Consider the following 20,021-nt stretch of genomic DNA (forward strand, 5'->3'; position numbering starts at 1 on the left):
GTGGCCAAAGTTTAGCCTGCGGCACCAGTCGCGATGCACCCGGTGGACGCACTCGCTCAGCCCGAGACCAGCCGTTGCCACAGGCGCAGTTGAACCGCTCTCCCGGACGCACGAAAGGCCGCCCTCCCGTGAACGAGAGAACGGCCTCCGACCTGCGTTTCCGCGTGGTCGGGACGACAGGATTTGAACCTGCGACCCCTTGACCCCCAGTCAAGTGCGCTACCAAGCTGCGCCACGTCCCGATGCCCGTTGACCTGGGGTTTCCCCTGGCCCGACCGGCACGAGAACAATACCGCACTTCCGGGGGTGGTCGCGCGCACCTTTTGCGGCTCGGGGGCGGCGGGGTGCGCGGACGGGGCGGGGTTGACCTCAAGTGCGCTTGAGGTCACATGGTTGCTGTATGACACAGACATCCGCGGACACCGGGCTCCGCTACGAGGATCTGGGGCGGCTGATCGCCCTCATGACCGGGGCCGAGAAGCACGGGCCCGCCGCCACCTCCACCCTCGACGTGCTCTGGGTGCTCTACGACCGGGTGCTGCGCGTCGGGCCCGGGAGTGCCGGGGATCCGGGGCGGGACCGGTTCCTGCTGTCCAAGGGGCACGGGCCGATGGCGTACTACGCCGTGCTCGCCGCCAAGGGGTTCTTCCCCGTCGACTGGCTGCCCGGCTTCGGGGCGTACGGCTCCCCGCTCGGCCACCACCCCGACCGCACCCTGATCCCCGGCGTGGAGATCAGCAGCGGCTCCCTCGGGCACGGGCTGCCGCTCGCCGTGGGCAGTGCGCTCGGGCTGCGGGCGCAGGGCCTGGACGAGGCGGCCGTGTGGGCGCTGATCGGGGATGCCGAGCTCGACGAGGGCAGCAACCACGAGGCCATCGCCTTCGCCGGCGCGGCCGGGCTGGAGGCGCTGCACACGGTGGTGATCGACAACGACTCCGCCACCCACGGCTGGCCCGGCGGGATCGCCTCGCGCTTCGAGGCGGCCGGCTGGAGCACCGTCACCGTGGACGGGCGGGATCACTCCGCGCTGCACGCGGCCTTCACCGCACCGCATCCGGGCCGGCCGCACGCCGTCGTCGCCCGCGTCGAGAAGAAGTTCTGAGGGGGAAGGGACATGGACGTCATGGACACCATGCGGGAGCGGTTCGTCTCGGTCACGTCGCGGCTGCTCGACGAGGACCCCCGGCTGGCACTCGTGCTCGCCGAGATCTCCTCGGACGGGTTCCGCCCCGCCCAGGAGCGGCACCCGGACCGGGTGGTCAACGTCGGCATCCGGGAGCAGCTGCTCGTCGGCGTCGGCGGCGGGCTGGCCCTCACGGGGCTGCGGCCCGTACTGCACACCTTCGCCAGCTTCCTCGTCGAGCGGCCGTTCGAGCAGGTCAAGCTGGACTTCGGGCACCAGGACACGGGCGGGGTCCTGGTCAGCGCCAGCGCCAGCTACGACTGGCCGGCCGGCGGCTTCACCCACATGGCGCCCGGGGACGTGGCCCTGCTCGACACCCTCGACGGCTGGACCGTCCACGTACCCGGCCACCCCGACGAGGCCGAGTTCCTGCTGCGACACGCCTACGCGGCCGGCGACGACCGGGTGTACGTACGGCTCTCCCAGCAGTCGAACGCCGCACCGCGCCCCCTGGGCGACCTGCGCTTCCAGACCGTACGGGAGGGCCGCGCGGGGGTGGTGCTCGCCGTCGGACCGCTCCTCGACAACGTCCTCGCGGCGACCGAGGGTCTCGACGTCACCGTCCTGTACGCGGCCACCGTGCGCCCCTTCGACGAGGCGGCCCTGCGCGCCGCAGCCGGACGGGCCGCCCCCGACGTGGTGCTGGTCGAGCCGTACCTCGCCGGGACCTCGGCGGCGGCCGCCGCGCAGGCCCTCGTGGACGTCCCGCACCGCGTGCTGCCGCTGGGCGTCGGGCGGGCCGAGCTGCGCCGCTACGGCACGATCGACGAGCACACCGCCGCCCACGGCCTGGACGCGGCCTCCCTGCGGCGGCGGATCACCGCGTTCCTGCGCTGAGGGCGTCACGCACGGCGGTGCTGCCGGGTGTGCAGCAGTTCCGCCAGCTCGGCCGCGAGCGCCTTGACCGTCGCCAGCCCCTCGGTCCCCCACCGCCTCGGCACCACGTCCACCGCGCACACCGTGCCCAGGACGAAGCCCCGCCGGTCGGTGACGGGTGCGCCGAGGTAGGAGCGCACCCCGCTCTCGTCGACGACCGCGTTGCCCGCGAAGCGCGCGAAGTCGCGTACGTCCTCCAGGACCAGGGCGCGCCCCCGCACCACCACGTGCGGGCAGTAGCCGTGGTCCCGGGGCAGTACCCGGGCCGGGTAGCCGCTCGCCGCCGCGTCCGGCCCGTGGTGCAGGCCGGCGAAGAACTGCCGTTCCTCGCCGACGAAGTTGACGCCCGCGTGCGGGGCCTCCAGGGTCCGGGAGACCCGGCGCGCGAAGGCGTCGAGTTCCGCGTCCACCCGCTCGCCCAGGTCCATCTCGCGCAGCCGGGCGGCGCGCGCCGGTGCCTCCCGGTCCACGGGGGTGAGCAGCAGGTGGCCGGTCGATTCGTAGTACGTCATGGCGGTTCCCCCGGATCCGAGTGTGGTGGCCGGCCCTGGCGGGCCGTGGACAGCAGGTGGTGGACGAGGGCCGCCAGGGCCCCCGTACCGGAACGGGTCAGGCGCGCGTCGCACCGTACGACGGGCACGTCCGGGCCGAGGCCGACGGCCTCACGGACCTCCTGGGAGGTGTAGCGGTGGCCACCGTCGAACTCGTTGACGGCGACGACGAAGCCGATGCCGCGCCGTTCGAAGAAGTCCACGGCGGGGAAGCAGTCGGCGAGGCGGCGGGTGTCGGCGAGGACCACCGCGCCGAGCGCCCCCGTGCACAGCTCCTCCCACAGGAACCAGAAGCGTTCCTGTCCGGGCGTGCCGAAGAGGTAGAGGACGTGCCGGTCGTCCAGGGTGAGCCGGCCGAAGTCCAGCGCGACGGTCGTCGCCGTCTTCGTCCCCACCCCGTCGAGCCGGTCCGCGCCCTCGCCCAGCCCGCTCAGCAGTTCCTCCGTGCACAGCGGCTCGATCTCGCTCACCGCGCCCACGAAGGTGGTCTTCCCCGCCCCGAAGCCGCCCGCGACCAGGATCTTCAGGGTCGCGGGCAGGACCGGGGCCGGCTCGGCCGTCTCGGCCGTCTCGGCCGTCTCGGCCGTCTCGGCCGTCTCGGCCGTCTCGGCCGTCTCGGCCGTCTCGGCCGTCTCGGCCGTCTCACAGCCGTCGGCGTAGGCCATCGAGCACCGCCCGTAGCAGGGAAAGGTCGTCGGCGGCGAAGGAGCCGCCGCCGTGCGGGAAGCGGGGTGCCTGCGCCATGACGGCCCCGTACTCCATCAGGTCGGCCAGCAGCACCTTCACCACCACGGCCGGGAGCCGCAGCTGCCCGGCCACCTCGGCGACCGTCACCGCCGCCGCGCCCGCGCACATGCGCAGCGCGAGGGTGTGCTCGGCGCCGAGGTGCACCCCCGGGCGGACGCCGGTCGCGGTCATCAGGGACAGCAGGTCGAGCGCGACGGCGGGCCGGGTGCGGCCGCCGCAGGCCGTGTACGGACGCATGACCCGGCCGGCGGAGTCGTCCAGCCAGGGTGTGTCCCTCGCCGGCGGGAAACCGTGTACCCCCCTCGCCCAGGCCCTCATCGCTCCGCGTCGGCCACGGGCCGGCGCGGCGGGGCGGCCAGGTACGGCCGCACGCTCTTGACCAGCATCGCCATCTCGTAGCCGAGAACTCCGGCATCGGCCTCCCGGTCGGCGAGCACCGCCAGGCAGGTGCCGGAGCCGGCCGCCGAGACGAAGACGAGAGCGGTGTCGAGCTCCACGACCACCTGCCGGACCTCGGCACCGTCGCCGAAGCGGGCACCGGCGCTGCGGCCGAGGGAGTAGAGGCCGGAGGCGAGCGCGGCCATGTGGTCGGCGCTGTCGGCGTCCATGCCGTGTACGCAGGTGACGAGCCCGTCGGCGGTGAGCAGTACCGCGCTGCGGGTGTACGGCACCCGTTGGACCAGCCCGCCGAGGAGCCAGTCGAGATCGGAGAGGCTGCCTGTCTTCGTCGCCAGTTCGCCGGCCATGGGGGTGTGCTCCTTGCTGGGGTTCATGCCTGCTCGTCGGTCTGGGCGAGGCCGAAGCCCCGCTGGAAGGCGGCCATCAGGCCGGGGTCGTGCACGGGCTGTTCGGTCTCTTCGGCCCGCCGGGGGGCCGGGGTGTCGCGCAGCTGGGGCGCGAGGTGCTGCTGGGCGCGCCGCCGGGGCAGGGGCGGCCGGCTCCCCTCGGGGGCGGGGGTCTGCGGTGGTACGCGGCGCGGCAGGGGGGCGGGTGCCGGCTGCGGCTCGGCCGGCCGGCCGTCGACGCTGCCGGTGTCGAGCGGCCAGGGCGCTGCGGCGGCCTCCCGGTGGCCCGGGGCCGGTGCGTGCGGCGTGGCCGGCCAGGCGGCGCGGGCTCCGTCCGCGGCCGGAAGCCGCTCGCGCTCCGGACCGGGGTACGGGGCCGGATCCGCGGCCGGGGCGGAGGCCTCGTACGGGACCGGCTGCCAGGGCGGTCCGACCGCGGGGGCGGGGGGCAGCGCCGGGCAGGGGCCCGGCACCCGGCCCGCCGGCCGGTCCGGGTCCCCGGAGGACGGCGGCGGCAGGGCCGGGCGCGAGGCGGGGAGTACCGGAGAACGGGTCTCCGCCGCCTCCCGGCCGGGCTCCGCGCCCGGGCCGGAGTCCGGGCCGGAGTCCGGGGCCGGCCCGTCGGCCGGCACCGTGGCCCAGCCCGGTACCGCGGCCGCGCCCTGGGCCGGAACCACCGCCCCCCACGTCTGCGCGGGATCGTGCCCCGCACCCGGCGCCGAGGCCGCGGACGCGGCGGTACGCGGCCCCGGACCCGGAACCGCTTCCGGCCCCGCCGGCCCCCACCCCCGGCCCGCGACCGCAGCCGGGCCGGGGTCGTGCCCCGCGCCCGGCGCCGAGGCCGGGCCCGAAGGAGCGGCGGTACGCGGCACCTGACCCGGAACCGCCTCCGGGGCCGGGCCCTCCGGCCCCCACCCCCGGGCCCCGACCGGACCGGCGGCCCGAGCCGGACCGGGGGCGCCGCCCGCCGGGCCCGGCAGGCGATCCTGGCCGGGGCCCGAAGCCGGGACCGCCGACCCCCACCCCTGCGCCGGCGCCGACGCGGCTTCCCGGGCAGGGGCCGGGGCCGGATCAGGCGCGGGGACCACCGACCCCCACCCCTGGCCCACGCCCGCCGCCTCCGCCGGAGACGCAGCGGCCGTAGCGGCCGCGCGGGCCGTAGCGGCCGCGGGGGCCGTAGCGGCCGCGGGGGCCGTAGTGGCGCGCGGCGTCGGATCCGGCCAGTTGACCGTGCCCCAGGACGTGGCCCGGGATCCGCTCACGGCGTCGGCCGCGTTCGGCGCCTCCGCGCCCAGCAGGCCCTGGGGCAGCACCAGCACGGCCAGTACCCCGCCGTAGATGTTGGACTTCAGCTCGACCGCGATCCCGTGCCGCCGGGCCAGCGCGGAGACCACGTACAGGCCGATCCGCCCGTCGGCGAGCAGGTGCCGGACGCTCACCTGGTCGGGGTCGCCGAGCAGGGTGTTCATCCGGTGCTGTTCCTCGGCCGGCATGCCCAGTCCGCGGTCCTCCACCTCGACCGCGATCCCGGCGGTGACCCGTTCGGCCCGCACCACCACGTCCGTGTCGGGGGCGGAGAACACCGTGGCGTTCTCCACGAGTTCGGCCAGCAGGTGCACCACGTCCGCGACGGCGTGGCCCCGGACGGTGCCGCCCGCCGGGGGCACCACCTTCACCCGCGTGTACTGCTCGACCTCGGCGACCGAGGAACGCAGCACCTCGCTCAGGTCGATGGGCCGGGTCCACTGGCGCCGGGAGGCGGCCCCGCCGAGCACGGCGAGGTTCTCGGCGTGCCGACGGATCCGGGTGGCGAGGTGGTCGACGTGGAAGAGCTCCTTCAGCAGGTCGGGGTCCTCGACGGTGTCCTCCAGCCCGTCGAGGAGCGAGATCTCCCGCTGCACGAGCGACTGGAGGCGGCGCGCGAGGTTGACGAAGACCTCGACCTTGCGGTCGCTGTCGGTCGGCGCGGCCGGCACGGCCAGTCGTACGAGGGTCCCCTGCGCCTGCTCCCGCGCGGCCCTCAACTCCTGCGCGAGCAGCCAGAACTCGTCCACTCCGGCCGGGTCGCCCTCCGGCGGAGCGCCGCCGCGGTCCCCGAGCACGGGGCGGACCGCCGCCTCCCCGCGGGCGATCCGCTCGGCGGCGGTACGCAGCTCCTCGCGCCCGCGCACGCTGGACCGGCGCAGCGCCTCGCAGCGGTCACGGACGGCCTTGGCCCCGCGCTGGGCCCCGAGCAGCGCCGCCGCGAGCGCCCCGACGGCGAGCAGGGCGCAGCCGGCGAGCACCGGCCACAGCCGGTCGTCCCGCTCTCCGGAGCCACCGCCGAGGTGGAGGGTGAACATGACCGCGGCCGCGCCGCTGAGCCCGGCGGCGAGCGTGGGCAGCAGGGCGGCGCGGACCAGCTGGGGGCGTATCTGCCGGCCCGGCCCCGTGACGGCGTGTCTCGACGGGGCGTGGCGGGCGGCGCGGAGTCCGGACATCGGCGTCCTCGGTACGTGGGGCCCGGCCCCCACCGTGTCGCGGGGCCCGGTGTTGATCACCGGATACCCACGCTAGACCGCACGATCCCGCAGCTGGTGCCCAGTTGGGGAACTTCACCGGGGTGCTTCCCGCTCCCGATGGAGCGCTCGTACGACAGCCCGAATGCGCCGGGAGCGCGTACTCCCGCACGGCCGGGGGGCGTGCGCCGCCGGACGGCCGGAGCCAACCCCTCCGTCGGCTCCGACGCGCTCTTGTGCCGACCGCGCGCGCTGCCGGAAGGTACGTGTCCAGGGCCGTGCACGGCCCCCGCGCGGGAGGAAGGCAGCATGAGCGAAGCGTCCCGGGACGATGCCCGCGACGAGGATCCGGGGGCCGGCAACCGGGAGTTACGCGCGGAGCTGGAGCGGCGCGCGGCCGACCTGAGCGGTCTGCTGCGGCGGTTCACCGTGCTCAGCGGGACGCTCGACACCCTGCGCGGGAAGACGGACGTCCTCGCCGGCGAGGTGGAGTCGGTGCGCTCCGCGACGGACGATCTGCGGGCGGACCTGTCCTCGACCGACGCCAAGGTCGACCGGCTGGGGAAGGAGTTCACGGACTTCCGGTCCCAGTACGAACGCGACCAGGCCGTCTTCACCGCGCAGTTCAGGCTGGACCGGATCAGCGCCGAGTGGCAGAGGCGGTTCGGCGAGCGGGAGAAGGTGCGTTCCCTGGCCGGCGGTCTGGTCCGGGACATCACTCCCGAGCTCGTGGCCAACGGGGTGCTGCGCACCGGCAGCCTCCGGGGTTTCGTGGAGAAGCACCTGGTGCACGACCCCGGCTTCTGGCTCGGCCACGCCACCCTCGCCGTCGCCGCCCGGCTCGACGGCGACGAGGAGCTCATGCTGAGCGCGCTGGGGCAGGCGCTCCACGCCTCCCCGGGGAAGGCCAACCTGTTCTTCGCGCTCACCTCGGCCCGGATGGGCGACCACGCCAAGGCGGGCCTGTACATGGACGGCTACCTCCAGGGAGCCGTGGACCCGGACCGGCTCGGCAGGGAGTTCCTCGTCGTCCTCGACGCCGTCGCCAGTCAGGAGCTGGGCGAGCAGGCCCACAGCTACGCGCACCAGACGATGGTCCGGTGGGCCGCCGGGGCGGCGGCGGGCGGTACGGCGGCCCGGGCGAGTGCCGCGCGCTGGGAACCCCGGCTGCGGCGGCTGCTGATCTCGCCCGGGGACCGCTACGCCCCCTTGGGAAAGGCCTGCGGCGGGCAGTGGGAGGGGCTCCTGGAGGGGTGGCGGCTGGCGACCGTCACCACGGCCACCCTGTCCCACCTGCGCAAGGAGTTCCCTCCGCCGGACCGGACCGCGCGGAACACGGCTGACGGGCGGTACTCGCGGACGGCCATCGACCGGCTCATCGGCCATCTGGAACCCGACGAGGCCGCGGTGCACGCCGAGATGGAGTGGTTGCGCCGGTTCATAGAGCACCGCGGCGACGAGCAGGCCGCGCGACGGGAACACGATCCGGACCGGGCGGCGGACGCCGAGGTCACGGACTTCACCACGCTCCTCGACAGCGCCGTGTTCCGGCCCGGCCGGGTGGCGCTCGGCGAGGACGCGCGACGCCTCGCGGTGAAGCTGGTGTGGCCCAGTCTCCGTGACGCTTCCGAGGCGATGCTGGCGGCTTCGCACCGGCGGCGGCAGCAGACCGTGCCCATCGCGATCGAGGGCTGGCGGGCCGTGCTGCCGACCGACCCGGCCGCACCCGTCGACTCCGAGGGGCTCTCCGCGGACCTCGGGGCCGCCCTGCGGGCGCGCACCGAGCGGGAGGCCGACGCCGTCGACCGGAGCCTGCCCCGCCGCGTCGGGGGAACCGTCGGCGGGCTGACCGCCCTCGTCCTCGCTCCCTTCCTCCTCACGGGCACGTTCCTGTGGTTCGGCGTCGTCCTCGGGGTGGTCACCGGGGCCTGGGGGCTGTTGGACGTACCGCGTGTGCCGGCGGAGCGCAAAAGGGTCCGTGCGGACGGAGCCGCCCGGGCGCAGCGCGCCCAGCGGCGGCTGCGCGAGGTGCTGGACGGACGGGTGCGGTTCTTCGGCGACTGGGACGCGCACGTGGCGCGGCTGTCCGAGCTGCGCACATGGGACCCGGAAGGGCGGTGAGACGATGCCGGAATCCGGGCAGGTCCTCGACGGCCGCTACCGGCTCGGCTCGCTTCTGGGCCGCGGCGCCCAGGGGGAGGTGTGGCTCAGCCGGGATCTGCGCCTGGCCTGCAAGGTCGCCGTCAAGACGACCACCGTGCCCGGCGACGAACGGCCGGACGAGGTGCGTGCCGCCATCAGGCGCTGCCAGAAGGAAGCCCGGGCCATGGCACTGGTCCGCAACCATCCCCATGTCGCGATGATCTACGACGCCGGCTCCGACGGCACCGTCCTGTATTCGGTCATGGAGTACATCGAGGGCACGCCGCTCTCCTCCCTGATGGGAGCGGGACGGCCGCTCACCCTGGAGCAGACGGTGCGGTGGACCAAGGAGATCTGCTCCGGGCTCGCCGACGCCCATGCGGCCGAGGTGGTCCACCAGGACCTGAAGCCGGGCAACATCATGATCGACACCTCCGGGGCGGTGAAGATCGTGGACTTCGGGCTGGCCCGCCTGATCGGTGGGTCGTCCTCGCACTCCGGCTTCGCGGGAAGTCTTCCGTACGCGTCTCCCGAACGGCTCTCCGACCTGGCGGGCACGCCCCGGAGCGACCTGTACTCCCTCGGCTGCGTGCTCTACGAGATGCTCACCGGCCGGCCCCCCTTCGGGCACCTCCGGGAGCGCGCCGCCCTCCTGTGGCACCACTGGTGGGAGCGCCCCGACCCTCCTCGCGCGCTGGTTCCCGGTGTCCCCGGGGCGCTGGACCACCTCGTGATGCGCCTGCTGGAGAAGAAGCCCGAGAACCGGCCGCCCGACGCGAGGGCGGTGGAACGGGCGGTCGCGCAGGTCGAGTACGCCTGCGACGGCGCCGTCGTCCCGCACGTGGACGCGCGGCACGTCGCCGAGATCCGGCGGCTGGAACAGTTCATACACCGGCACGCCGAGGGTCCGCGGGCCATGGACCCGGACGTGCTCGACGCACGCGCCCGGCACGCGCAGCTCACCGGCGAGTCCGGCGACATACGCGGTGCGGCCGCGCTGTACCAGCGGCTGGGGCAGGACTGTGCGGACAGGGGCGGCCCGGGGGACGGGCGGGCCTTCCGGGCCTACAGGGAGGCGGCCCGGTGGAAGGAGCGGGCCGTGTGAGGTGACGTTCCGGCGCCGCGGGAGCCGCCGGCGGCGGGCCGGGGCTCCCGCCTCGGGTCAGCGTTCGCCCGCCGGGTCGAGATCGCCACGGGGGGTGGGGTCGAACGCGGGTTCCGGTGTCCTCACGACGATGGTGGCGGGGGGCGTCACCGTCGGCCGGCCGGCGACGAAGGGGCGCCACCAGGGTTCGGCCGGGGCGTCCGGGGCGCCCGGTTCGAAGGGGCGGCCCGGGATCGGCAGGGCGATGGCCGCGCCGGCCGCGCCGGCCGCGGTCACGGTGCCCTCGCCGGGCTCGTCCCACGGGTGCGGAGCCAGGTTGAAGGTGCCCCAGTGGATCGGCAGCATCGTGCCGAGCGGGGCGCCGCCCTGGAGGTCGAGGTGGGCCCGCATGCCCTCCTCGGGGGTCATGTGGATGTCGGGCCAGTACTCCGAGTAGGCGCCGATCTGGATCATCGTGGCGTCGAAGGGGCCGTGCTCGGCGCCGATCTCCTTGAAGCCCGGGAAGTAGCCGGTGTCCCCGCTGTGGAAGATCCGGTGCTCGCCGCTGCTGACCACCCAGGAGGCCCACAGGGTGAACTGCTGGTTGCGCAGGCCGCGTCCGCAGAAGTGCCGGGCGGGGGTGGCGGTGAGGGTGAGCCCGGCGACCTCGGTGGACTCGTTCCAGTCGAGCTCGCGCAGCCGGTCCGGGGAGACTCCCCAGCGCTCCAGGTGCGCTCCGACGCCGAGCGGGACGGCGAAGACCGTGTCCGTGCGGGCCAGGGCCTTGATCGTGGGGAGGTCGAGGTGGTCGTAGTGGTCGTGGGAGATCACGACGACGTCGACGGCGCCCAGCGAGGCCAGCGGCACCGGCACGGGGTGGAGCCGCTTGGGCCCGGCGAAGGGGAAGGGGGAGCAGCGCTCGCCCCACACCGGGTCGAAGAGCACCCGGCGTCCGTCGATCTCCGCGAGCACGCTGGAGTGGCCCATCCAGGTCAGGCGCAGCCCGCTCGCCGGCGGCTTGGCCAGGTCGGCGAGGGTGGTCGGGTGGACCGGGATCGGCGCGCCGGGGTTGCGCCGGGCCCGCTGCTCCTTGTGGAAGTAGATCTTGGCGAATTCCGCCATCGACCCGGAAGGTCTGGTCCGGGCCCCGACCGGGTTCTGGAAGACGCCGTCGGCGAAGTTCGGCGAGCGCATGATCCGCTCCAGCCGTGCGCCGGTGGGGTCCGCGCCGAAGGCTTCGGGCCGCAGGGCGCGCAGCCGGGGACGCAGGGGAAGGGAGCCGGTCAAGGCGCCTCCTGGGAAGTGCGGGGCGGTGTGGGACGGGGTGGTGACGGTGCCGGGCGGGGACGGGGTGTACGTCCACGACCATCCCAACGCGCACCGGCCCCGGAGGATTCCGCCGCGCGCCGTCCGTCCCCGTGTCGTCCCCGTCACCCCGCGCCCGTCACCCCGTACCCGTCACCCCGCGCCCGGGTTCCGCGCCCCCATCCCCGAGCCCGTGCCCGTACCCGGGGGCCCGCATCCCCGAGCCCGTGCCCGAGCCCGTACGGTCACCCCGCGCCCGGCACCCGTCGGCTCACAGCGGCAGCAGGTCCGGGCGCTTGGCCTCGACGTGGTCGCCCGAGGACTCCCCGCGCAGCCGGCGGCCGATCCAGGGGACCAGGTGCTCGCGCGCCCACTGGATGTTGTCCCGGGTCACGTCCACCGATCCGCGCGGCGGGACGGGCGGCCAGGGCTGGTCCGGGTCGGCCGGGACCTCGTACCCGAGGACCTGCGCGGCGCGCAGCGCGACGCGGGTGTGCCCCTCGGGCGAGAGGTGCAGCCGGTCGTCGTCCCAGGCGCGGCGGTCCTGGACGGTCTTGAGGGACCAGAGGTCGAGCACGGGGCAGCCGTAGCGGTCGGCGATGGCGCGGACGTGGACGTTGTACGTCGCGATCTTGCCCCGCAGGTGCTTGAGGACCGGAACGCCCCGGGTGTCGAAGCCGGTGGTGATCATCACGAGGCCGACGGAGTTCGTGAGGTCGGCGACGGCCGCCTCGAACCGCTCCGCGACGTCGTCCGGGTCGCTGCCGGGGCGGATGATGTCGTTGCCCCCCGCGCAGAAGGTGACGAGGTCGGGGGCGAGCTCCTTGGCTCTCGGGACCTGGTCGGCCACGATCTGGTCGAGGATCTTGCCCCGCACGGCCAGATTCGCGTACCGGAAGTCGTGTTCGTCGCGCTGATCGGCCAGGAGTACGGCGAGCCGGTCCGCCCAGCCGAGATACGAGTCCCCGGGTCCCGGGTCCCCGACGCCTTCGGTGAAGCTGTCCCCGATCGCCGCGTACGAGCCGATGGTCTTGAGTGTCGTCTTCGTCGCTGCCACGGAACGACATCCTTCACCTTGGCAACCAACCTACGCCAACGTAATGAGGGGTTGACGGACCGTGATCTATACCACGCGGGGGATAAGGAATAAGTACACGTGGGGCCGGGACCCCCCTCGGGTCCCGGCCCCACGCGTGTCAGGGTGCCGACGGCGGGTGCCGTCAGATGCTCACGCCCTTGGAGCGGAGGTAGGCGAGCGGGTCGATGTCCGAGCCGTAGGACTGGCCCGTGCGGATCTCGAAGTGGAGGTGCGGACCGGTCGAGTTGCCGGTCGAGCCGGAGAGTCCGATGGTCTGGCCGCCGGTGACGCTCTGGCCCGCCGAGACGGACAGCGAGGAGAGGTGGCCGTACTGGGAGTACTTGCCGTCGGCGTGCCGGATGACGACCTCGTTGCCGTACGCGCCGCCCCAGCCTGCGGAAACCACGGTGCCCGCGCCGACGGCCCGGACGGTGGTGCCGGTGCTCGCGATGAAGTCGACGCCGGTGTGGTAGCCGGAGGACCACATGGCGCCGGAGGCCCGGTACCGGGTGGAGACGCCGCCGGCGACGGGGGCGGTGAAGCCGGAGGCGGCCGCGGGAGCGGCGGCCTTCTCGCTCTTGGACGCGGCGCCGGAGCCCTGCGCGGCCGTGCCGCCGGAGGTGCGGGCGGGCTTGCCGGCGGTGCTCTTGCCCGAGCTCTTCGGCGCCTGCGCCTTGCCGCCCAGGCCCTCGGAGCCGGCCGGAGCACCACTGGAGGACTCCTCGGCCGGGGCCGCAGGTGCCTTCGGGGCGGGGGCCGCGTCCTGGCCGCCGACGAGGTTCAGCTTGAGGCCCGGGTGGATGAGGGACGGGTTCTCACCGACGGCCTCGCGGTTGTCGGCGTACAGCTGCTCCCAGCCGCCGTCGAGGTGGCGCTCGGCGGCGATCTTCGAGAGGTGGTCGCCCGCAACGACGGTGTAGACGGTGGTCGCGGCGGCGGGGGCCGCGGCCGGGACCGCCTCCGGAGCCGACGCGACGGACGCCGGCGTGGCGGGCGCCGACGTGGCGGGCGCCGACGTGGCGGGCGCCGACGTGGCGGGCGCGGCGGCGGGGGCGGCCTGGGCGCCGGCGGCTCCCATCAGCGGGAGCGCGAGGGCCGCCCCGCCGGTCCCGGCGACGGCGAAGCCGCGGGATATCGAACGGGACTTCGGACGGCGGTGCTTACCCTTTCCGGGCATGGCGAATTCCTCTCCGGCGCCTGCGAGGTGAGCTGTCGGGTTCGGACTGGAGATGTCCGGCCGTACGTGCGGTGCACGGTTCGGCTTCACCCCGAGCTGCGCCGGAAGTGCTCCGGAACAGCGGACTACCTGGTTCCCCCGCTCCTGCCGCGCGCGATGGTCGGGTGCGGTTCCCGGGCGGCGGCAGGATTAGGCGGTCCACCCGGATCGCTCGCGAAGGTAATCGAGTCGGCCACCGGGCAACAAGCCGCGAATTCCCTGACGGAATCGCAGATATGGGGGATCAACGGAATTCCGGTCACCCTGTGTCCATTCCGCACCATCAACAACCGCCCTCACAAGGCAATTCGGTTCTTGCGATCAGGCACGCACGGTCACCGTATGATCTGGCTCACGGCGCTCGGCCCGATCTCGCCTCCACGTATGGCAAGTTGTTCCCAACCGGACCAATTCGGACACCACAGACCAAGCGGAGGAGTACACGTGACCCAGCAGATACCCCAGCCCCTTCCGGCGGCCCCCGACCCGGGTGCGGAGCTGACCGGAGTGCGCAACTTCCGTGACGTGGGCGGGCTGCCGACCACGGACGGACGGAGGGTCAGGCCGGGACGACTGTTTCGAAGCGGACATCTCGCACATGCCACCGAAACCGACGCAGAGTTCCTCGCCTCGCTGGGGCTGCACACCGTCTTCGACTTCCGCAACGGAGCCGACCAGGCCCTGGAGGGACCTGACGTCGAACTGCCGGGCGTGCGCAACGTGAACATCCCGCTGACGGACCCCGCCGACGGCCGGGAGTTCTGGAAGATGGTCCGCGACGGCGAGCTCGACCAGCTCCGCGGCCTCCTCGGCGAGGGCAGGGCCGCCGCCCGCATGACCGACTCCTACCGCACGATCATCCGCACCCGCACGGCCGAACACGGCCGCGTCCTGCACGCGCTCGCGCTGGACAGCGTGCCGGCGCTGATGCACTGCGCCGCGGGCAAGGACCGGGCGGGACTGTCGGTCGCGGTGACCCTGCTCGCGCTGGGCGTGGAACGCGAGGCCATCGTGGCCGACTACCTGAAGTCCAACGCCCCCCACAACCGCTACCGGGTGCGCCGGGGCAGCGACGCGCCCGAGGCCCGCTCCCCCGAGGTGATGGAGCTGCTGGCGCCGCTGTTCGACGCCCGCGCGGAGTACCTGCTCGCCGCCTTCGCGGTCGTCGACGAGCAGTGGGGCGGGGTGGAGCGCTACCTGGCCGAGGGCCTCGCACTGGCACCCGAGTCCCTGGACCGGCTGCGGGACCGGCTCCTCGAAGGCTGACCCCGGACGGCGCGACCGGCCCCGGGCGGCCGGAGGGGGCCCGTGCGGGCCCCCTCCGGCGGCGCCACCCGGTTCAGCGGTTGCCGACCGCCTGCTTCACCAGGGTCCGGCCGAAGTCCCACATCAGCCCTCCCCCGCCGTGCGCCTCGTCCATGACCTCCCGGAAGGCCCCCACGAACCGCTCCACGTCGGCCTCGTCCACGATCAGCGGCGGGATGAGCTTGATGACCTCCAGGTGGTCCCCGGAGACCTGCGTCAGGATCCGGTGCCGGCTCAGCAGCGGCACCACGACCATCTGGGCGAACAGCCCCTTGCGGGCCGCCTGGACCACCGCCCAGCGACTGCGCAGGCCCAGCGAGGAGGGCTTGCCGAACTCGATGCCGATCATCAGCCCGCGCCCGCGCACCTCGTGGAGCAGCTCGTACCGGTCCACGAGCTCGGTGAGGCGTCCGCGCAGCAGGTCGCCCATGGCCCGGGCGTTGGCCACCAGCTGCTCGTCCTCCATGACCGAGAGGACCGCCAGCCCGGCCGCCATCGCCTGCGCGTTGGAGCCGAAGCTGGCGGAGTGGACCAGCACCCGGTCCATGGAGGAGTAGACCTTCTGGAAGATCCAGTCCTTGCCCAGGGTCGCGCCGACGGGCACGTAGCCTCCGGAGAGGGCCTTGGCCACGCACACCAGGTCCGGTTCCACGCCCGGCTCGTGCTGGTACGCGTAGAAATCTCCGGTCCGTCCGAGGCCGGTCTGCACCTCGTCGGCGATGAGGAGGGCCTTGTGCCGGTGCAGGAGTTCCTGTGCGGCGCGCAGGAATCCGGGCGGCGCGGCGTGCACCCCCTTGCCCTGGACCGGTTCGACGACGAAGGCGGCGACGTCCCCGCGCGCGAGTTCGCGCTCCAGCGCCGCGAGGTCGCCGAGGGCGATCCTCGTGTCGGGGAGCAGCGGGGCGAAGCCGTCGCGGAAGCCCCCCTCGCCGTTGACGGAGAGGGAGCCGGTGGTCAGTCCGTGGAAGGCGTGGTCGCAGTAGAGGATCCTGGGGCGGCCGGTGGCGTACCGGGCGAACTTCAGGGCGGTCTCCACGGCCTCGGTGCCGCTGTTGCCGAAGAAGACCCGGTCGAGGTGGGGGCTGTACGACAGCAGCTTCTCGGCCAGCAGCCCGGGCAGGGGCTGGCAGTCGAAGCGGGTGAGGTCGGCGAGGCGGGCGTCCAGGACGTCGTGCAGGGCCTGCCGTACGACCGGGTGGTGGCGGCCCAGGCCCATCACGCCGAAGCCGGCCAGCATGTCGAGGTAGTCGTTGCCCTCCGCGTCCCAGAAGTGGGCGCCTTCGGCCCGCTCGTAGACCTTGTCGAAGCCGATGGTGTGCAGCATGCGGGGCAGCTGGTGGTTGAGGTACCGGGCGTGCAGCTCGTAGCGCTCCCCGCCGCGCTCGGCGAGCAGCGCGGCGAGGTCGAAGCCCCGCCGCGCACCCTGTCCGGTGGTCATGCCGACGCTTCCCGGTTGCTCGCCACGGTCTCGCGGGCGGCGCGCAGGGACTCCTTGAGGGAGCCCATGGTGGCGAGGACGGCGGTGGGCTCGTAGCCGCAGTGCGCCATGCAGTTCGCGCAGCGCGGGTCCTTGCCGCGGCCGTACTTGCTCCAGTCGGTGTCCTCGATGAGCTCGCGGTAGGTGGGCACGTAGCCGTCGCTCATCAGGTAGCAGGGGCGCTGCCAGCCGAAGAGCGAGTAATTGGGAATGGCCCAGGCGGTGCAGGGGAAATCGGCCTTGCCCTCGAGGAAGTCGAGGAAGAGCGGGGAGTGGTTGAGACGCCAGCGGCGGCGGTTGCCGCCGGCGAAGGCCTTCTTGAAGAGCTCCCTGGTCTGTTCGACGCCGAGGAAGTGTTCCTGGTCGGGTGCCTTTTCGTAGGCATAGGCGGGCGAGATCATCATCTCGTCGACCTGGAGGTCGTCATTGAGGAAGTTCAGCACCTCGATGATCGTCTGCGGGGTGTCGGTGTTGAAGAAGGTGGAGTTCGTGGTGACCCGGAATCCGCGGCGCTTCGCCTCTTTGATGGCTGCGACGGCCTCGTCGAAGACGCCTTCCTTGGCCACGGATTCGTCGTGGCGTTCGCGCAGCCCGTCGATGTGGACGGCGAAGGCGAAGTAGGGGGAGGGGGTGAACTTCTCGATCTTCTTCCGGAGCAGCAGGGCGTTCGTGCAGAGGAACACGTATTTGCGCCGCGCCACCAGCTGGCGCACGATCTCGTGGATCTGCGGGTGCATGAGGGGTTCGCCGCCGGCGATGGACACCATCGGAGCGCCGGACTCCAGGACGGCGCCCACGGCCTGGGCGACGGGCATGCGCTGCTTGAGCACCCCGGCCGGGTGCTGGATCTTCCCGCAGCCTTCACAGGCGAGGTTGCAGGCGTAGAGCGGCTCCAGCTCGACGATCAGCGGGAACTTCTCACGCTTGCGGAGCTTCTGTTCGAGCAGATAGGTACCGACCCTGATGGACTGGCGCAGCGGCATGGCCATCTGGATTCACCTCCTGGGAAGCGGCGACGAATGGTGCCATTCATAAAACGCGGGCAGTACGGCACGCAGTACACGGAAGGCAGATATTCCACCGCGAACCGTGCCGATACGGACGAGCTCGTGCTCCGGAGCGTCCACGATCACCCGGACGGCCGCAACCGGGCGGCCCGGTGCGGCGGCCGTCCAGAGGGTGGCCGCGGACTCCATGTCGACCGCGATGGCGCCGGTGGCGCGCAGTTCGGCGCGCTCCTGGCCCCGGACGACGTGGTCGGATCCGGTCAGCGCGCCGGTGTGCACGGTCCGGCCGGGGGCGGCGCGGGCCAGCGCCTCGGCGAGCAGGGCCGTGCCGGTGCAGGTGACGGCCCCGCGGGGGTCCCGGGTCTCCTCGGCGACGACCAGGTCGCCGGGGTGCATGCCGGGTACGAGCCCGGCGCAGAACCCGGTCGCGAGGACGGCCGCCCGGCGTGTCCCGGGGCGTTCCAGGGCCCGGGCGACGGCCCGTTCGGCCGCGCGGGGTCCCATGCCGGTGCGCAGCAGTACGCCGGGCCCGGCGCGGCCCGCGCTGCGCAGGGCCGCCTGCTCGATGCGCAGGGCGCAGGCGATCACGAGCGGCGGCGGGGGCTCTGTTCCGGGGGGCATCAGGAGCCCCCGTCGGGCGGGGTGTGCCGCCGGCCCTGGCCGAACGGCTCTCCGTGGAGGTAGCGGCCGAGGGCGGTGAGCGGGAACACCTGGCGGTAGAGGTGGTAGTTGATGGAGAAGTCCCAGGGGAAGCCGGTGCCGGTGAAGTGCGGCTCGTCCCAGGTGCCGTCGGGGCGCTGGGTCTCCACCAGGTACGCGAGTCCCCGCGCGACCGCGTCGCCGTCCCGCTCCCCCGCCGCCAGCAGCGCCATCAGGGCCCACGCGGTCTGGGAGGCGGTCGAGGCGCCCTTCCCGGCCCAGGAGCGGTCCCGGTAGGAGCGCTGGTCCTCGCCCCAGCCGCCGTCCCCGTTCTGTACGGATTCCAGCCAGCGCACGGCCCTGCGGACGGCGGGGTGCGAGGGGGCGATCCCGGCGGCGGTGAGGGCGGGGACCACCGAGCCCGTCCCGTACACGTAGTTCGTGCCCCAGCGGCCGAACCAGGAGCCGTCGGCCTCCTGTTCGGCGAGCAGCCAGGCAATGCCCCGCCGGGCGCGGGGGTCCGCGGCGCGGCCCTCCGCGGCAAGCATCTCCACGACGTGGGCGGTGACGTCCGCCGAAGGCGGGTCGATGACCTCGCCGAAGTCGCAGAAGGGCAGCCGGTTGGGGAAGGGGCTGGTGTTGTCGGCGTCGAAGGCACCCCAGGCGCCGTTCCTCGACTGCATCCCGAGGTTCCAGGAGACCCCGCGGGCGATGGCGGCCTCGGCCTTCGCCGGTTCGGGGTGGCGGATGCGGCGCAGGGCGAGGACCACTTCGGCGGTGTCGTCGATGTCGGGGTAGTTGTCGTTGTGGAACTCGAAGGCCCAGCCGCCGGGGGCGAGTCCGGGCCGGCGCACGGCCCAGTCGCCGGGCCGGCGGATCTCCTCGCCCAGCATCCAGTCGGCGGCCTTGACGAGGGCCGGGTGGTCGGGGCGGACGCCGGCGTCGGCCAGCGCGATGGCGGCGAGGCAGGTGTCCCAGACCGGGGACTGGCAGGCCTCGACCATCCGGGCGCCGTCCTCGCGCCACACGGCGAAACGGTCGAGGGACGCCAGCCCGGCCCGCATCACGGGGTGCTCCAGGTCGTAGCCGAGCAGGTGGAGGGCGATCACCGAGTACACGGCGGGTGGCTGGATCCCGCCCCAGCAGCCGTCGTTCTCCTGGCGTTCGATGATCCAGCGGGCGGCGGAGTCCATGGCCGCCTTGCGCAGCCGGCGCGGGGCGACGCGCCGGTAGAGGTGCAGGACCTTGTCCATCCGCTGGAAGGCGCCGTCCCAACTGGCCGCCGGGGCGAGCGGTTTGGCGGGGTACGGGTCGCGGGCGTCGGCGTGCAGCTCGTCGAGCGCGAACGGGGCGGGACGGACGGGCCGCAGCGCGGAGACGACGGTGAGCGGGACGATCGTCTGGCGGGCCCAGCAGCCGAAGTCGTAGATGTTGAGCGGCACCCAGGGCGGCAGGAAGACCAGCTCGGGCGGCAGCTCCGGGAGGTGGTCCCAGCTCCACCAGCCGAAGAGGGCCAGCCAGATCCGGGTGAACACCCGGGCGGCGGCGAGGCCTCCGTGGCCGCGGATCCAGGCCGAGGCGCGGGCCATGTGCGGGGCGTCGGGCGCGTCGCCGGCCAGGCGCAGGGCCACGTACGCCTCGATGGTGGCGGAGAGTTCGGGCGGGCCGCCGTGGAAGGTGGCCCAGGTGCCGTCGTCGCGCTGCTCGCCCCGGATGAACAGGGCGGCGGCACGGGTGACTTCCTCGTCGCGGATGCCGAGGAACTGCCGCAGCAGCAGGTCCTCCGCGTCCATGGTGACGTTGGTCTGGAGGTCGCCCTTCCACCAGCCCGCCGGGTCCTGGCGGGCCAGCAGGTCGGCGGTCGCCCGGTCGGCCGCGTCCCGGACGCCCTTCTCCAGGCCGGTGGCACCGCGGCCCGCCCGGACGTCCTTCTCCAGGCCGGTGGCACCGCCGGCCGGGCCGGCGGCGGCGACGGCCGGGGCCGCCGTGCTGTCGTGTCGCGGATCCGCGCCGCCGGTGATCGCACCGCCGCCGTCGGTCGTCGCTGTCATGGCTTCCCCTTCGAACAGAGCTTCGGCTGTGCCCGGGTCTGCCGTCGGCCGGGGACTGCCTCAGGAGGGGTCCCCGG

At 73.9% G+C, this 20,021-nt stretch carries 17 protein-coding genes, 1 tRNA gene and 1 riboswitch; of the genes, 5 read left to right on the forward strand and 13 right to left on the reverse strand.

Translation table 11 applies throughout. The features are described 5' to 3' along the window. Window positions 1-165: 165 nt before the first annotated feature. Window positions 166-242 (reverse strand) — tRNA-Pro (locus AC069X_RS33255). 158 nt (window positions 243-400) lie between these two features. Between AC069X_RS33255 and AC069X_RS33260 the strand changes: the two genes are divergently transcribed. Beyond that, entirely contained in the window at window positions 401-1,102 is a 702-nt protein-coding gene (locus tag AC069X_RS33260) for a transketolase (protein ID WP_478734563.1), read from the forward strand. A gap of 21 nt (window positions 1,103-1,123) precedes the next feature. Next, the gene (locus tag AC069X_RS33265; RefSeq protein ID WP_478734643.1) at window positions 1,124-2,020 is read left to right on the forward strand and encodes a transketolase family protein; all 897 of its coding nucleotides are present in this window, start codon (window positions 1,124-1,126) and stop codon (window positions 2,018-2,020) included. Between the two features lie 5 nt (window positions 2,021-2,025). On the opposite strand, the gene AC069X_RS33270 is transcribed toward AC069X_RS33265, so the two are convergent. The 5 genes from AC069X_RS33270 to AC069X_RS33290 all read right to left on the reverse strand — a co-directional run bounded on the left by AC069X_RS33270 (window position 2,026) and on the right by AC069X_RS33290 (window position 6,622). Next, a complete protein-coding gene (locus AC069X_RS33270; protein WP_478734565.1) occupies window positions 2,026-2,571 on the reverse strand; it encodes a GAF domain-containing protein in 546 nt (181 codons plus the stop codon). Next, a complete protein-coding gene (locus AC069X_RS33275; protein ID WP_478734567.1) occupies window positions 2,568-3,275 on the reverse strand; it encodes a GTP-binding protein in 708 nt (235 codons plus the stop codon). Before AC069X_RS33275 ends, AC069X_RS33270 begins: the two co-directional genes overlap by 4 nt. Next, entirely contained in the window at window positions 3,253-3,594 is a 342-nt protein-coding gene (locus tag AC069X_RS33280) for a DUF742 domain-containing protein (RefSeq protein ID WP_478734569.1), read from the reverse strand. Before AC069X_RS33280 ends, AC069X_RS33275 begins: the two co-directional genes overlap by 23 nt. 77 nt (window positions 3,595-3,671) lie before the next feature. Further along, entirely contained in the window at window positions 3,672-4,130 is a 459-nt protein-coding gene (locus AC069X_RS33285) for a roadblock/LC7 domain-containing protein (protein ID WP_478734571.1), read from the reverse strand. After that, complete coding sequence (locus tag AC069X_RS33290) at window positions 4,127-6,622, reverse strand: sensor histidine kinase (RefSeq protein WP_478734573.1); 2,496 nt, start codon at window positions 6,620-6,622, stop codon at window positions 4,127-4,129. The genes AC069X_RS33285 and AC069X_RS33290 overlap by 4 nt, the downstream gene beginning before the upstream one ends. A 327-nt stretch (window positions 6,623-6,949) precedes the next feature. Between AC069X_RS33290 and AC069X_RS33295 the strand changes: the two genes are divergently transcribed. Together AC069X_RS33295 and AC069X_RS33300 are read left to right on the forward strand one after the other, a co-directional pair. Beyond that, window positions 6,950-8,761: a hypothetical protein gene (locus AC069X_RS33295; RefSeq protein ID WP_478734575.1), complete on the forward strand. Its 1,812-nt coding sequence runs from the start codon at window positions 6,950-6,952 to the stop codon at window positions 8,759-8,761. Window positions 8,762-8,765: 4 nt separating this feature from the next. Continuing rightward, entirely contained in the window at window positions 8,766-9,887 is a 1,122-nt protein-coding gene (locus AC069X_RS33300; RefSeq protein ID WP_478734577.1) for a serine/threonine-protein kinase, read from the forward strand. A 57-nt stretch (window positions 9,888-9,944) separates the two neighbouring features. Here AC069X_RS33300 and AC069X_RS33305 read toward each other — a convergent pair whose 3' ends face one another. The 3 genes from AC069X_RS33305 to AC069X_RS33315 all read right to left on the reverse strand — a co-directional run bounded on the left by AC069X_RS33305 (window position 9,945) and on the right by AC069X_RS33315 (window position 13,426). Continuing rightward, a complete protein-coding gene (locus AC069X_RS33305; RefSeq protein WP_478734579.1) occupies window positions 9,945-11,153 on the reverse strand; it encodes an MBL fold metallo-hydrolase in 1,209 nt (402 codons plus the stop codon). Window positions 11,154-11,442: 289 nt separating this feature from the next. Then, window positions 11,443-12,228, reverse strand: coding sequence for an SGNH/GDSL hydrolase family protein (locus AC069X_RS33310; protein ID WP_478734581.1), 786 nt, complete (start codon window positions 12,226-12,228; stop codon window positions 11,443-11,445). A 163-nt stretch (window positions 12,229-12,391) separates the two neighbouring features. After that, window positions 12,392-13,426 (reverse strand): M23 family metallopeptidase, encoded by a 1,035-nt coding sequence (locus tag AC069X_RS33315; RefSeq protein ID WP_478734583.1) that lies wholly within the window; start codon window positions 13,424-13,426, stop codon window positions 12,392-12,394. 4 nt (window positions 13,427-13,430) lie between these two features. Further along, window positions 13,431-13,592: riboswitch (cyclic di-AMP (ydaO/yuaA leader) on the reverse strand. A gap of 317 nt (window positions 13,593-13,909) precedes the next feature. On the opposite strand from AC069X_RS33315, the gene AC069X_RS33320 reads away from it, so the two are divergent. Next, a complete protein-coding gene (locus AC069X_RS33320) occupies window positions 13,910-14,731 on the forward strand; it encodes a tyrosine-protein phosphatase (RefSeq protein WP_478734585.1) in 822 nt (273 codons plus the stop codon). Between the two features lie 73 nt (window positions 14,732-14,804). On the opposite strand, the gene AC069X_RS33325 is transcribed toward AC069X_RS33320, so the two are convergent. The 4 genes from AC069X_RS33325 to shc are packed head-to-tail and all read right to left on the reverse strand — an operon-like array spanning window position 14,805 to window position 19,944. After that, on the reverse strand, window positions 14,805-16,208 hold the full coding sequence (locus AC069X_RS33325) for an aspartate aminotransferase family protein (RefSeq protein WP_478734587.1): 1,404 nt from the start codon (window positions 16,206-16,208) through the stop codon (window positions 14,805-14,807). After that, on the reverse strand, window positions 16,205-17,236 hold the full coding sequence (gene hpnH, locus AC069X_RS33330; protein ID WP_478734589.1) for an adenosyl-hopene transferase HpnH: 1,032 nt from the start codon (window positions 17,234-17,236) through the stop codon (window positions 16,205-16,207). Before hpnH ends, AC069X_RS33325 begins: the two co-directional genes overlap by 4 nt. A 6-nt stretch (window positions 17,237-17,242) precedes the next feature. After that, window positions 17,243-17,875 (reverse strand): phosphorylase family protein, encoded by a 633-nt coding sequence (locus AC069X_RS33335; protein WP_478734590.1) that lies wholly within the window; start codon window positions 17,873-17,875, stop codon window positions 17,243-17,245. Then, window positions 17,875-19,944, reverse strand: coding sequence for a squalene--hopene cyclase (gene shc / locus AC069X_RS33340; RefSeq protein WP_478734591.1), 2,070 nt, complete (start codon window positions 19,942-19,944; stop codon window positions 17,875-17,877). Before shc ends, AC069X_RS33335 begins: the two co-directional genes overlap by 1 nt. Window positions 19,945-20,021 lie beyond the last annotated feature (77 nt).

Source organism: Streptomyces sp. NPDC043896 (genome assembly GCF_056435605.1).